The organism is Streptococcus mitis subsp. hohhotensis, from assembly GCF_000722775.1.
Classification (GTDB): Bacteria; Bacillota; Bacilli; order Lactobacillales; family Streptococcaceae; genus Streptococcus; species Streptococcus carlssonii.
Genome location: NZ_JPFZ01000009.1, coordinates 630,450 through 645,396 on the forward strand (window position 1 = coordinate 630,450; position 14,947 = coordinate 645,396).

The window sequence follows — 14,947 nt, forward strand, 5'->3', positions numbered from 1 at the left end:
TCTAGATTATACTTTTACAACTTGAACCTCGTCTTTACCGAGTAAAATCAAGTATTTTTCAATATTTTCAATCGAATAGGCTCGAGATAAAGCCTCTCCGTATAGGGCTAGCTGACCACGATAGCGGTCTATGAGTTGACTTGGATCATCATAGCGGTCTGTCTTGTAGTCGAAAAGAACGATTCTATCCTCATAAAGCAGATAGCCATCAAGGATACCACGGACAACGAAGTCTTCCTTACTCTTTTGGTCTCGTTTGAGCATGGAGAAAGGTTGCTCGCGATAAAGATGGTCGGTATTAGCGATAATTTCCTGACCGAGTGCTGTGTCAAAGAATGCAAGAATTTTAGCAAGATTGATCTTGTCCCTAACAGCTGGGCTGGTTTGAACTTGTTTGAGAGTTTCTATCAGGCTAGCAAGAGTTGGTTGCTGGCTGAGGTCAATTCTCTGCATGAGTTCGTGGGTGGCACTACCAATTTCATCTCCTGTTACCTTTTCTTTGGTTGAAAAATCTGGCAAATCAAAGTTGATTTTCTTGTCTACTGACTGGCCTTGACCTGCAATCTCGACACCTTCCATATCCATAACGGGTTCGTAGAATTTCTTGATTTGACTTGGGGTTTGAACACTAGGAAGTTCAATAGCTGCGCGGTGAAGAGTATTATATACTTCTACTTCTTTCAGCATTTCAAGGGCTTCTTTGATGGTTTCTGACTGGCGATTGTCTACTTGGGAGCTATCTTGGAGAGGGCTCTTGTTTTCCAACTCTCCGATAGCTTCTCTAGTCAGCTGATCTTCACCAACAAAACGATAGCTAAAGTTGAGATGATCCTTGGCAAATACTTTACTGATAGCCCAAATCCAATCTTGGAAATTCCTTGCTTGCAGTCTAGTGTTGCTATTTAGTTTCCCATTTTTAGCTGTTGGGTATTCCTTGGCTTCCAGCTTTTCACGAGAACCCTTACCGACAAGATAGAGCTTTTTCTCAGCCCGCGTCATGGCAACATACAGCAGACGCATTTGCTCTGAATAGCTTGCCAGCTGTAATTCCTCTTCGTTCTGTCTATAGGTCAGACTAGGAATGGAGAGTTTGATGGTTTTAGGGTAGTAGGCTTCCACTGCTCCTGTCTCCATTTTGGCAATGTATTTGACACCTAGTCCATTTTTACGACTGAGAATGACTTCTGACATGGTGTCTTGCTTGTTGAAATCTTGATCCATATTGAGAATAAAGACGTAAGGAAACTCTAGCCCTTTACTCTTGTGAATGGTCATGAGCTCTACTGCATCTTTTGGCGGTGCGACGGCCACGCTTGCCAAATCGTGCTGGGATTCTAGGATATTGTCAATCATGCTAATAAAACGTGACAAGCCTTTGAAATTGCTCTTTTCAAATTGGTCAGCACGCAGAGCTAGGGCATAGAGATTGGCCTGTCTAGCAGGCCCATTTGGCAAAACCCCAACATAGTCATAATAAAAACGGTCGTTGTAAATCCTCCAAATCAGGTCATAGAGGGAGTGCGTTTTGGCATACAAGCGCCAAGAAGCCAAGATATCCATGAATTGATTTAGCTTATCAGCTAGTGTTGAGTGAATTAACTCTTTCTGACTTGTTGCCTGTTTTTGTGCATTAACCAGTTTCTCAAAGAGATTTTCTTGGACTTTGTCCTCTGCTTTCTGAAGGGATAAACGTGCCAACTCGTCCTCATCAAAGCCAAACATTGAAGACTTCATAAGGGCAACCAAGGCATAGTCTTGCAGGGGATTGTGAATGACACGAAAGGTGTCTAGCATGACTTGCACTTCTAGGGATTGGAGATAATTGTTCTGCTCTCCGTCAGTTTTGACAGGAATTCCGTACTCTGACAAAGCGAGAAGAATCTGGTCATTACGACTGCGACTGGAGGTCAGAAGGGCAATTTCTTTAAAAGCAACACCTTTTTCCTTATGGAGTTTAAGAATTTCCTTGATAACCAGACGCATTTCGCCTGTTAGTTTCGTTTCTGTTTGACTCTCTTCTTCCTCACCTGTATCGCCCTTGTCGTAGAGGAGAAATTCTACCTTGTTGTCTGTATTAGGAGTCAGTTTGGTATTGGCAAAAACAAGCTGGTGCATGTTATCATAGTTGATTTCGCCGACCTCTTGGTCCATGAGACGTTCAAAGACATCATTGGTTGCTGACAGCAATTCTGAACTGCTACGGAAATTTTCCTTCAGGAGAATGAGCTTGCCCTCTTTTGGATTTTGCACATAGCGTTGGAATTTCTCATTGAAAATCTGCGGGTCTGCTTGACGGAATCGGTAGATGGACTGCTTGATATCCCCCACCATAAAGCGATTGTGGCCATTAGACAGCAATTCCAGCATCCGTTCTTGAATATGGTTGGTATCCTGATACTCATCGACCATGACTTCGTGGAAACGCTCCTGATAAGCCTCACGAACTTGTGGGAAATTCTCTAAAATCTCAATGGTGTAATGGCTGATATCAGCGAATTCAAAGGCATTTTCCTGACGTTTACGCTGACGATACGCTTCCACAAAATCACCCATGAAGGCTTGGAAGGTTTTAGCTAGTTCCCATGTGTCTTGATGATAACGTTCTTGATAGTCGAGAATGGTTATCTGGTCTGACAGTTGTCCTAGTTTAGCAAACTGGGTCTTTCTCTCTTCGTTGTAGGCATCGGCCAGTGGCTTCAAATCAGCCTTACGGCTGGCATTAGTCAGAGCTCGGCCGTTTTTCTCTTTCGAAATTTCGACAACACGCGCAAGCACTGCCTGATAAGCCTGACTATCGGACTCCTGATTCAAGGAGCCAATTTCATCCAGAACTAACTGAACATTTTCTAAATAAGCAGCCTTTGTAAACTCCTTGGCATCATTATCCAGATGGTAACGGAAAAAGCTTTCCAAATCCCAAAGGGCTTGCTGGATTTTCTCAGTTAGTTTTTCTTTTTCACTGGTAAAATCAGCTTTTTCAAAGCCTTTTAAGAAATATTCACTCAGCCACTTTTGAGGATTACTGGTAGATTGGAGAAAGTCATAGATTTTATAGACCTGCTGGCGCAGCCCCCGTTCATCCTTGCCTCGCCCAGCAAAGTTTTTCAGCAAATGACTAAAGGTCTCTTTCTGTTTACCTTGATAATGGACTTCAAAGACCTCATGGAAGACTTCGTTTTTGAGAAGAAGTTGCTCGCTTTGGTTTTGTAAAATACGGAAATTAGGCGCAATGTCAAGTAGATAGCCGTGTTTACCAAGGAATTTTTGTGTGAAAGAGTCCATAGTTCCGATGGCAGCGTTGGGTAGATCAGCCAACTGACGACCCAAGTGTTGTTTGAGGTCAACGTCATCGGTTTCTTGGATTTGTTGGCTGATTTTTTTCTCCAAACGTTCCTTAAGCTCAGTGGCTGCCTTAACGGTAAAGGTTGAGATGAAGAGTTGAGAAATTTCGACACCACGAGCCAATTGATCTAGAATGCGCTCTGCCATAACAAAGGTCTTCCCAGAACCAGCCGATGCTGAAACAAGGATATTTTGACCAGAAGTGTAGATTGCTTCGATTTGCTCGGCAGTTTTCTTTTGTTCCTTATTCGAATGCGCTTCTGCTTCTTGCAATTTTTGAATTTCCTTCTCAGTTAAAAAGGGAATAGGCTTCATCGATTCAACTCCTCTCTTATTTTTTCAAACCAAGCTTGCTTGAGCTTTTCTCCGACCAGACGCTTACCATCAGCTAGGTCTAACTTCTCTAAGAAACGGGCTTGACCCAAGTGGTAATTGGCTTCAAATCCTGTGATGGCTTGATGTTGATGAACATACGGTGCAATACTTCTGCCATTTTCGGTATAAGGATTAATAGCGAACTGGCCTGCTAAAATCTTCTCAGCTGCTTTCTTGTAAAGTTGGGCATTGTAGTCCAGCAAGAGCTGGAATTCCTCATTCGTCAGCTGATTTGCCTTGTTTTTATTGTAAAATTCACCCAAATGACTGCTTTCTTTTTCTAAAAAGAGCCCTTGGTATTTCATTGACTTGCTAGCTTCTACTACTGCACCTGCCAGACTTTTAACTGCCATCAAAGATTGGACAGGCTCAGCCATTTCCAAGTACATGGCACCAAAAAAGTTCTGCTCCCCTTCTCTTTTTAGGGCAGCTAAATAGGTTGGCAACTGAGAATTAAGCCCATTAAAGAAATGAGGAAACTGGAACTGAGTCAGACTGGATTTGTAGTCTACCACTCCAATCGCCCCATCAGCTTTCAATCGGTCAATGCGGTCAACCTTGCCTCGTACAAAGACACTGCGTCCATTGTCCAATTGAATAAAGGCCTGCTCTTTACCGCCGAAGTTCGCCTCTTCTTTGATGGTTTCGATGGCTGGATTGTGTCGGAGAATATGTCCAGTCGTCCGCGCCACATCAAGCAGAACTTCTTTAGTAAACTGGGCTTCCAAATTTTCTTGATAAATAGCTTCAAATTCGCGTTCTTGACTGGTTTCTTGAATAGCTTGTTCTAAACGTTGGTCAAAAGAATCTTCATCAGGTAACTGCAAGGCGCGTTCAAAAATGCGGTGTAAGAAATTCCCATGACTACGGGCATCTGGACGCAGGCGCAATTCCTCCTGCAATCCTAAAACGTAGCAAAGAAAATAACTGTATTCATTGCGATAAAACTCCGTCAAACCAGAGGTAGACAGGTAAAACTCCTTGTCAGCTGGATAGAGAGCCTGCAAGGTATCCTTGGTCAACTGCTTACTGCTTGGACTGGTTGGCAGGGCTGGATTTTCCAGACCTTTTTGGTCAAGTTTTTTACCCATCACACGCGCCAGAACCTTGACAAAGGTCAAATCTTGCTCAGTATCACTCGTCTCGCCCTGCTGGTGATAGGCCACCAGACTAGACAAAAGACTGTGATATGACCCTAGTTCTTCCTTAGACAGCCCCTTGTGATTCACCCTCTTCTCTTTTCGACTAAATCCAAAATGGACTAACTCTTGAAGATAGATTGATTCCTTGCTTTCACTTTCGTTAAAAAGGCTTGGAGCCGACAAAACCAACTGCTTACGAGCAGAATTGATCAAGGAAAGCATAGTGTAGCGATTTTTCTTGAGGTTTTCACTGCTGGCAATCAGCAATTGTGACCCTTCCTCTGTCGCTTGGTTTAAGCTTTGTCTTTCTTCATCTGTCAAAAGACTGGTATTTTGCGCGATTTTTGGTAAATTGTCCTGAGTCAACCCAATGGCGTAGACAAAGTCAGCAGTCAGTGGTGCAATCAAATCGTAACTCTGCACCAGAACGGTGTCCACTGTCGCTGGAATGGTACGGTATTGAGATAGACTCATTCCAGAATGGAGCAAGGCTAGAAAGTCCTCTAGACTAACCTGTGAACCAGCAAAAACAGTCGCAAATTGTTCTAAAACATGGCAGAATGCTTTCCAAACTTCGGCTTGTCTTTCCTGTTCTACAGCTTCCATAGTGGCTGTCAAATCTTGCAGTTGCTTGGTCACCTCTCCTTCTTTTAGAAAGACATTCCACTTTTGCAAGAGGTTTTCAGCCTTTTGTTTTCGACTGGCAAAAAGAGTCTCAATAGGTGCTAAAACACGCAGACGAAGGGCATTCAAACGCTCTAAATCAAATTTTCTGTGATGGGACTTGGTGAAGGCTTGCTGAAAGGCTGGCAAGCCATTGATACCAAGATAACGGATATATTGCTCAAATGCATCAATATCAGCCTGACTGAGGTCGGTATACAAACCTGTTCTGAGAAGATTAATCAAATCCTCCTGACGGAAACGATAGCGTTTTAAAGCTAAAATAGACTCGACAAACTGTGTCAAAGGGTGGTGGGCCATGGATTCGCTTCTACCAAGATAGAAAGGAATCTGATACTGGTCAAAAATGGTTTTGAGAGATAACTGGTAAGAAGTCACATCCCCCAAGAGAATACGAAAATGCTTGTAACTCAGGTCTGAGTTCTCATGCAATTTCTGACGGATGCTACGGGCTACTAGCTCCAACTCCTCCTTTTGCGTCAAGCAAGACCAGATTTGTAAGTTGTCACGGTCCTTCTCATTGACATCCAATGTTAATTCTGAAAAGTCATAGGACGATTCCAATAAACGAGAGGCCTTATCAAAACTATCCATCTTCTCATGAGTCTGAGAACGGTCTTGAGCAGGAGTTTGGTATTTAGAGGCTAGATGATGGAGAAACTCCACACTGGCTTGATAGAGATTGCCTTCAGCGAATGGGCTAGTATAAGCTTTCTTACTAGCATAAGCCCCAATGACAATCTCAACACCCTTGCCATGAAGTAAGTCCACAATTCGCTCTTCTTCGGAAGAAAAACGGGTAAAGCCATCAATAACCAAGGCGATTTGAGTAAAATCACTACTAACTTTGTCATTCTCAATAGCCTCAATCAAATGGGACAATTGACTTCCCTGAGCCAACTGACCTTGATTGAGATAAGCCGTTACCTTCTCAAAAATCAAGAGTAAATCGGCCCTCTTGTCCTCATCCGTCAAACTCTCCAAGTCCAAAAAACTCATCTGAGCCTTGGTCATTTCGTGATACAATTCAATCAACTGCTGGATGAATTGAGTATCCTGCTTAATCGCACCATAAACACGTAAGTCTTTGGGATCAAGTTCAGCAAGACATCTGTAAAAGGCCATCCCAAGACCAATGTCATCTAGACTGGTCTTAGCTGGCAAATCATTCAAAATCAGGTATCGAGCCATCTGCGCAAAGCGCGTGACGGTAATCGCAAAAGAAGCCTGCTGGGACAAGCATTCCAGTACGGCGCGTTCTTTTTCAAAAGAAAGAGAGTTGGGAGCTATGTAGAAGACCCGCTTGCCAGCAGCAACTAACTCCTCCGCCTCTCTTGTTAGAATTTCTGTCAAAGAAGTCCGAATATCAGTATAAAGTAATTTCATCTCTGCCTCGTTGGAATTTTTCATTACCTTTTATTATACCATGATTAGCCAGCCAAGTCTGAAAATAATCAGTTCTTGCTCACCTGTTGAAAAGAAAATGCCGGAAAGTTCCGACATTGTTTTAGTAAGCTAATTTCCTGAAAATAGGAGTAACCACACATTCCAGAAGGCAGTAATATTGATGAAAATATGAACTACTATTGGATAATAGAGATTTTTAGTCATACGGTACAATAGAGCCAAAATAAGCCCTCCGCTAGCATAAATGAAAAAAGCAAGAGGAGTTAAAGCAAAATTGATATGAATATAACCGAAAATAATAGCAGAAAGCAAGACATCTCCGTACCAAGGTGAGTTTTTGAAAAAGGTTGTCATAAGCACACCGCGATAAATCAACTCCTCAGCAATAGGGCCGATGAAGCAAACGATGAGCAAGAAATAAGGGTACTCCTGTCTCCCCATCATTTCTACCGTTTCATTCAAAGAAATTTGATTTGAAGACGAGGGTATGAAATAAGACAAGAAGAAGTCCGACATATACGAAATGATGTAGCCCAGTAAAAGGTAGATAAAGTACCTCGGCTGCCACTTGAAATGAAAAGTCTTCTTTCCTGCAAAAACTAGTAGATAGATGACCGCTAATAAAAGACCTCCACTCTCCATCCAAAGCAGAATCTGAAAAAATTCACGACTTGCTGGTAGATAGGGCTTTGCGAGGTGATTGAAAATTCCCCAAAACCAAGTTGATTTGTAAAAAATTAAGGACAATGCTAGTAAAATCTGAATAATCCGTTTTTTCATCTTAAATCCTCTGTTTTCCTTGGCTAGATTATTGAATATAATGGTTTGCTTAACTGCATAACAAGTTTAGTATAGAATATCTTTTCAAAATATCCTCTTCAAATCATGAATTGTTATCAAAACATCCTAGACTGTAAAATCAATTACCCCCTCCCCTTTTACCATTATCTTCTCTAACAAAGGAAGACCTATAATTAAGTTACTAACCTTGGATATAGATTGATTTCTCCTAAATGAATCCAAAGCCCCCAAAAAATCAGGTGGTTTAGTTAGCCTGAACCTTACAGAGCGAGACAAATAAAAGCCAGTATTGCTACTGACTCTTACATCATTTTGATTTAACAGGATAAATTTATGCTTCTGATTTCGTCATAACTGACTCACTACCTTTTTAATAAAGCAAGTAATTTTTCTGCTTCTGCCATGATGCCATTATTATCCATGGTTTGGAGACTCAGATTATTTCGTAAACCAGCTAGGCTCTCTGTCACATTGTTTTTCAAGCTAGCATCCGTTACTTTATCAAGTAAAGCTTCTACTTCTTTGAGTTTGGCTTCTACTTTTTCAGTCTCTACTTGAGGGACTTCAGCTTCGTCTGTTGTATCGTTAGCAACTCCCTCTGTCTCGTCTGCATCAGTGCTCGGTTTATAAAGATTATCTACTGAAGGGTTTAAACCTGCGTGATTCTCTTTTTCATCAGATTCAGGGCGAGTTGGCTCACTTACTTCATCATGTTTCTTATCTTCATCAGGTTTACTGTCTTGGTCTGCCTTATTTTTACGAACATGGTCGCTGGCATTTCCCCAACCATTATCTGAGTGAGGACGTTCGTTTGGATGTTCAACGTAATATTTTACAGTCGCAAAAAGATCCTCAAGGCTATAACCCTTAGGTGCTTCATAGAGTCCTTCGTCAAACCAAGCAAATTTAATGTTATGGTAATGGTCATAATGAGGTATAATCAAGCTACCATTTTTAACTTCAACAGTATGTTGGAGATTGTAAGGCATGTGATCAAGTGGAACTTTCTTAGCTGCCTTCACTTTATTATAGATTGCTTCTGCTCCTTTAACCTCAGTATTTCCTACCCCCTGATTATCTGTTGAAGGAGGCATCAAACCTTTCTCTTTAGCATAAGTCTGAGCTGCTGCTCTTTCAGCTTCAGACAAACTTTCTTTCTTGATCCAATGACTATGAGTCATATGCGGAGTTACATAGGCATCGCCTTCATCGCTAGTTATATCACGAGGATCAAAGATATAGCCATCTTCTGTTGTATACTTACCTGCTAATTTCGCTAATTTAATTTCATCGTTCGTATAAGCAATTTGAGCATTTGGTTTGCCAAGTCGCTCTGGATGGGTAATTGGTGCTAGGAAGGTAAGAATATCATCAACTAGCTTGACTTTATCACTTGAAACATCATTAAGACGTTCCAATAGTTTATCCAAAGCGTCAAAATCAGCTTGGCGCCCTTTATTAGAAATCAAATTTTGATGAACTTTTGCTAGTAAATCATAAACCTTGTTGTAAAATTCTTGATCACTAGAAGGGATGGTACTTTTCTTAGCTCCTAACACATGAGACAAACTTTCTTGTTTGGCAAGTTTATTATCAATGGCTATAACAGTTTCTGCTGAAAGCTCCTTAGTAGAGATATAACGCGAGGTTCCATTCTCTTCAAAGACATAACCATCAGCTACCTTTCGAACCGCCTGTTTCACCAATTTTCCATCAATTGGATTGCTTGGAGATGGTTGAGGATTGGGTACAGGTTGTGGACTTGGTACTGGGGTAGTATCTGGAGCAGGGATTAGATTTGGTCTTGATGGTAACCAATGACTTGAACTATAATGAAGTGGAATCATTCTTGCAATCTTCTGCTCTAGATCAGACATTTGTGAATAAGGAATAAAGTGATAATGGTCTCCGTGAGGCACTGCTACACCGTTAGCTGTACGTTTGATGATTTGTGCCGGATCAAAGACTAATCCATCCGATTCTACATGTCGTTCTGATAAAGGTTTGGCATACAATTCACTTAAAAGTGTTGGGATATCTTCCCCTTGATTTTGATGATAAGTTGGGGTGACAGTCAGGTTTGGAGTCTCTGTCAAACTTGGTTGGGCTGGTTTAGCATTATCACTACTTGGTTTACTTGAACTTGTAACAGAATGTGAGCCCTGTTTACCATTCCAATAAGCTTGGGCAGCAGCCAATTCTCCTGCTGACAAATCACTCTTAGGAATATAGTGGAAATGATTGCCGTGCGGTACAACAAAAGCGTCTCCTGTATCTTCAATCACATCGGTCGGACTAAAGACATACCCATCATCCGTTGTATAAGCGCCTCCAGTTCCTCGATTCGGTGCCGGCGTATTGAGATTAAAGTTTGGTTTAATCGGTGAACTTGGTGTTGAACTTAGTTTCTCAGAACTGCTTGGTTTCGTATTGTCAGAATGACTTTGAACTGGCTGACCTCCAATTGGTAGATTTCGAGCCAATTTTTCTTCCAAAGCAGACATTTGCGAATAAGGAATGAAATGGAAATGGTCCCCGTGAGGCACTGCCACACCATTGGCAGTACGTTTTGTAATCTGTGCTGGGTCAAATACTAATCCATCAGACTCCACATGACGTTGGCTAAGTGGCAAAGCGTACAATTCTTGAAGAAGACTAGCTAAATCCTCATTTGAGCTCTCCGGAGCTTTGGCAGAATCTTGAGGTGTCTCAGATTGACTCATTCTAACGCTAGATCTTGTTTCAGCTCTACTTGAACGATATTCAACCGTACTTAATTGGCCACCTTTTCCAGATAAGAAGGCTTGGGCAGCAGCTAATTCACTGGCAGACAAATCACTCTTAGGAATATAGTGGAAGTGATTGCCATGAGGAACGATATAAGCATCACCCGTATCTTCGATGATATCAGATGCATTAAAGATATACCCATCATCCGTTGTATAACGTCCTTGGGCTCTGGCAGCAACTACCGCCTGATCGTTAGAACCGCCTCCATGATTATGACTATGTTCCTGCTTCTGACGTTTAATCTCTTCTTTTGTCCGAATATTGTCCGCATGAGCCGCATCTTTAAGGTAAACATAGTATTTCCCGTCTACCTTAATCACATAACCACCCTTGATTTCATTGACAATGTCTGCATCCTTCAACTGATAATTCGGATCTTTCATGAGGAGTTCTTCACTGATGATGGCATCATAAGGAACCTTGCCATTATAGTAATGATAATGGTCTCCATGAGAGGTCACATAACCTTGATCCGTAATCTTGATAACAATTTGTTCAGCGTTGATTCCCTCTCTCTTACTGACTTCATCTGGTGTCAAGTTCTCTGCCTTTTGACCAACCTGATCACCGTCTATATAAGCAACTCGATTAGAATCTTTCTTAACTTGTCCAGCTTGATACCGTCCAAGCTCATAAGAACAAACACTTAGGGCAAGAACTGCCACTGAACCCGCCACATATTTTTTATTGATTTTCATTCTTTCCTCACTTTAATTCTTCTGCTAGAACACTCATATTTTCTTCCAGGTTTTCTAAATAAGTCTTGTCATTTTGTGGGTCTGCCTCTAAAGGATTCAGAGTTTTAAGACCCACACCTGTTGATTTGACAAGAGTTTCAGCTACTTTTGAAGAAGCATTACTTTCTGTAAAAATCGTTTTAACCTTATAGGTTTTAACAAATTCCTGAATTTCTGTTAGTTGTCTTGGACTTGGTTCTTGTTCAGGAGAGATACCTGCAATACCAAGTTGATTAAGTCCAAATCGCTTCGCTAGATAAGAAAAGGCTGTATGTTGTGTTACAAATGTTTTCTGAGTCGCTTTTTCAAATTTAGGTTGGAATTTCTTAGTTAGTTCTTGAGCTTTTTTGATAAAGGCTTGCGCATTTTTTTGATAAGTTTCTTTATGTTCACTATCCACCTCTGAAAGTTTATCAGCGATAATTTGCGCTTCTTCGCCAGCTTTTTCAGGATCTAGCCAAGTATGAGGATCATAGAGCGTTTTTTCATCAACTCCATCCCCTGCTTCCACATCCTCTAGACCAGGGACACGATCTAAAGTCATTCCTTCTGAAGCCTCTAAAACCTTAACTTTGGATTTTTTAAGATTGGGATCCAGACTTCCTGCCCAAGATTCGAGCGTATGCGAATGGTAGACAAATACATCTGCATCATAGATGGCTGCGATATCATTTGCTGAAGGTTCAAAGGAGTGAATCCCACTACTTGACTGAATCATTCGAACATCATTCAAGTCACCAGATACTTCCTTGACCATAGCATAGATAGGATAAAAACTAGTTACAATTTTCATCCCTTTACCTGACTGGCTTTCCTTTTGACCACAAGCACCTAAACACAAAAGAAAGATACTTAACAATACTAAAAATAAACTTTGTTTCTTCATGGATAACCCCTTAACTATTTAATTAACTGGTAAACATTCTACTCCTAAAAATTTAATCTGTCAAGCTATTTTAAGAAAAAAATTGAAATTTCTTTCACATATAAAAATCTGCTGAGTTTCAATAACTCAACAGATTCTCACTTTATATAGTCAATGAAAATCAAAGAGCAAATTAGGAAGCTAGCCGCAGGTTGCTCAAAGCACTGCTTTGAGGTTGTAGATGAAACTGACGAAGTCAGCTCAAAACACTGTTTTGAGGTTGTGGATGAAGCTGACGTGGTTTGAAGAGATTTTCGAAGAGTATTATTCTTCTATGGTAGAATGCTTATAGCCATAAGTGAAGTAAATAATACTTCCTACTAACAATGCAACTAGGAAAGCAATCCAAGTTTCCATATTATACTGCAACATAAAGGATAAACAAATGATGATTGATAAAATTGGTAATAAGGGTACCAATGGTGTTTTAAATTCTCCAGCTTTGGGCATTCCTTTTTCTTTCCGTAAGCGAATCAAACCATAAGCCAGCATGATCAAGTAGGCCAAGGTACAAATGTTTAAGAAGGCTGCGATACTGGCTAGTGGGAATATTCCTGCAGCTACTGCTGAAGCTAGACCTGTCAAGATAGTAGCATTCTTTGGTACCTTGCTAGTCTTCGTTAGTTCTTTAAAGGAGGCAGGCATTAAGCCGTCACGCGCTAAACTGTAAATCATACGCGATAGGGCATAGGTCATCGAAATACAAACTGTAATCAAGGTCAAGATAGCCACCAATGACACATAGTTAGCTGCCCAACTAATCCCAACGCTACGAAGAGCATAGGCAACAGCATCATCTACATTTAGATGACTATAGTGAACCACACCAGTCAAGACAAGGGTCACCAAGGCATAGAGAATGGTTACAATAGAAAGCGATAAGACAATCCCTCTAGGAATATTTTTTTGAGGATTCTTGACCTCATCTACAGCCATAGAGATGGATTCAAATCCCAAAAATCCAAAGAACATTAAGGACGCACCAGCCATAATACCAGTACTAGCTCCATAGATTTGTCCAAAACCATAAGGAGCAAAGTTGCTCCAATTATCAAGCTTGATATGCCAAATTCCCACCAAAATAAAGAGAGCTAAAGCGGAAAATTTCAAAATTACTAGAATAGAATTAAAGCGTAAGGCAGCCTTGGCATTAAGTAAAACAAGCGAGGTAACTAAAACTAAGACAAGAATAGGTAATAAATCAACAAATGTCCCTGCTTGAGGATTGAAGGTGCCATTTAAAGCCTGAGGAAGGACTATCCCATATTGAGAAAGCAAGCCTTTAAAATAAGCTGCCCAACCCGAAGCCACACCAGATATGGCTGTCATGAATTCCATCATGGTTAACCAGCCAGCCAACCAGGCTGGGAATTCTCCTAAAATAGCATAGAGATAACTGTAGGCACCACCTGTAGCGGGTACTCGCGAAGCAAATTCTGCAAAAAAGAGGGCTGATAATCCCACACACAAGGCAGAAATAACGATTGAAATCACTAGGGCTGGACCTGCTAGAGTTGCGGCTGCAGTGCCTGTAATTGTAAAGACGCCTGTCCCTACCATGGCTCCGATTCCCAGCAAAATCAAATCCCATAACTTCAAATGCCTATGCATCTCCGTTTTATCTAAACTAACATTCTTTGTTCTAAATATATTCATCTTTGACTCCAAAATAAAATGATGATTCTATTTTACCATAAATATAGGAGATTTGTGAATATTTATAAAACATTTTTCTGAAAAAATCTGACTACCTTTTTGTAACGGATTAAGAACCAAAACTCTTAAAGAAGTTGACAATGGCTTGCCAGAGGGCGCTTAAGAAATTACCCCCGTCCTCTAGCGCCTTATCCGCATCAAAGTTAAGATTGATATTTTTAAAACTGTCGCCAGCTTGTGAAACAATACTTTGTTTCAGGTCATTTAGGGTTTTAGTGAAGTCTGCATTGCTGAGGATATCACTCTTTGAGAGGTTCAATGCAAAATTGATGATGATATTGATCTGGTTTCCTGTTATAACCTGATCAAGTTTATAATTTTTTAAAGTATCTTCAACAATTTTACGGACATCTTCTTCTGTCAGATTTCCCTTGCTTTCTTTAGCTTTGGCCAGTCCTGACTTGATATCAGCTAGGGCAACGTTTAATTTATTAGCATCATAGCCTGACTTGTCCTTGTTTTCAGCATTGATATCTGACAAAGCCTTCAACTCTTCTTGAGCCAAGTCTTTATTGGCTTGCGGCACCTTGGCTCCATTAGCTTCTAGCGAATAGTAGATCCCTGCTAAAGCACTCTCACCTGTAACTGGAATGGGCGCTGCAACAGTGATTTTGGCATGTTCCACACCCAAAGTTACAGCTGCGTTTCGGTACATATCCTGAGTTACCTTAGTGATGTTTTCTGGTGTTTCAATCTTGACCTCAAGTGGCGACTTGTCACCTAGTTTTTGAATCTTGGCTGATGAATACAACTGTAAACTAGAGTCATTGGCAACATTCATAATCTTAGAATAGACATCAGGTGTCATGGTCTTGAGTTCCTTGGTGTCTGTTGAGGCATTGTAGCCTAATTTCTTAAGAGTTTGATTTTTTTGGTCTTCAGACAATGATGAACCTAGGACATATTCAGGTTGGACATAGGTTTCATCGATGACTTTTTGAACATCTGTTGCTGCATGGGCGCTATTCATAGCTGTTACTGCCCACAAGACCGCAGCACTAGTCAGAAAGAGTTTCTTTCTCATAGGG

The 14,947-nt window shown here is 40.9% G+C and carries 8 protein-coding genes; 1 reads left to right on the forward strand and 7 read right to left on the reverse strand.

Annotated elements, in window-relative coordinates; translation table 11 throughout:
* Positions 1–6: 6 nt before the first annotated feature.
* From addA to adcAII, 5 genes are all read right to left on the reverse strand, one after another.
* A complete protein-coding gene (gene addA / locus SK608_RS05695; RefSeq protein WP_033677235.1) occupies positions 7–3,657 on the reverse strand; it encodes a helicase-exonuclease AddAB subunit AddA in 3,651 nt (1,216 codons plus the stop codon).
* Positions 3,654–6,929, reverse strand: a complete 3,276-nt coding sequence (gene rexB, locus SK608_RS05700; RefSeq protein WP_033677236.1) for an ATP-dependent nuclease subunit B — start codon at positions 6,927–6,929, stop codon at positions 3,654–3,656. The genes addA and rexB overlap by 4 nt, the downstream gene beginning before the upstream one ends.
* A gap of 129 nt (positions 6,930–7,058) precedes the next feature.
* Entirely contained in the window at positions 7,059–7,730 is a 672-nt protein-coding gene (locus SK608_RS05705) for a CPBP family intramembrane glutamic endopeptidase (protein ID WP_033677239.1), read from the reverse strand.
* Between the two features lie 383 nt (positions 7,731–8,113).
* A complete protein-coding gene (locus tag SK608_RS05710; protein ID WP_033677244.1) occupies positions 8,114–11,239 on the reverse strand; it encodes a pneumococcal-type histidine triad protein in 3,126 nt (1,041 codons plus the stop codon).
* A 7-nt stretch (positions 11,240–11,246) separates the two neighbouring features.
* Positions 11,247–12,164 (reverse strand): zinc-binding lipoprotein AdcAII, encoded by a 918-nt coding sequence (adcAII, locus tag SK608_RS05715; protein WP_000744913.1) that lies wholly within the window; start codon positions 12,162–12,164, stop codon positions 11,247–11,249.
* A 153-nt stretch (positions 12,165–12,317) separates the two neighbouring features.
* On the opposite strand from adcAII, the gene SK608_RS11915 reads away from it, so the two are divergent.
* A complete protein-coding gene (locus SK608_RS11915) occupies positions 12,318–12,449 on the forward strand; it encodes a hypothetical protein (protein ID WP_004248630.1) in 132 nt (43 codons plus the stop codon).
* An 18-nt stretch (positions 12,450–12,467) separates the two neighbouring features.
* On the opposite strand, the gene SK608_RS05720 is transcribed toward SK608_RS11915, so the two are convergent.
* Together SK608_RS05720 and SK608_RS05725 are read right to left on the reverse strand one after the other, a co-directional pair.
* Complete coding sequence (locus SK608_RS05720) at positions 12,468–13,859, reverse strand: APC family permease (protein ID WP_001020332.1); 1,392 nt, start codon at positions 13,857–13,859, stop codon at positions 12,468–12,470.
* Positions 13,860–13,968: 109 nt separating this feature from the next.
* Complete coding sequence (locus SK608_RS05725; protein WP_033677247.1) at positions 13,969–14,943, reverse strand: DUF1002 domain-containing protein; 975 nt, start codon at positions 14,941–14,943, stop codon at positions 13,969–13,971.
* Between the last annotated feature and the right edge of the window lie 4 nt (positions 14,944–14,947).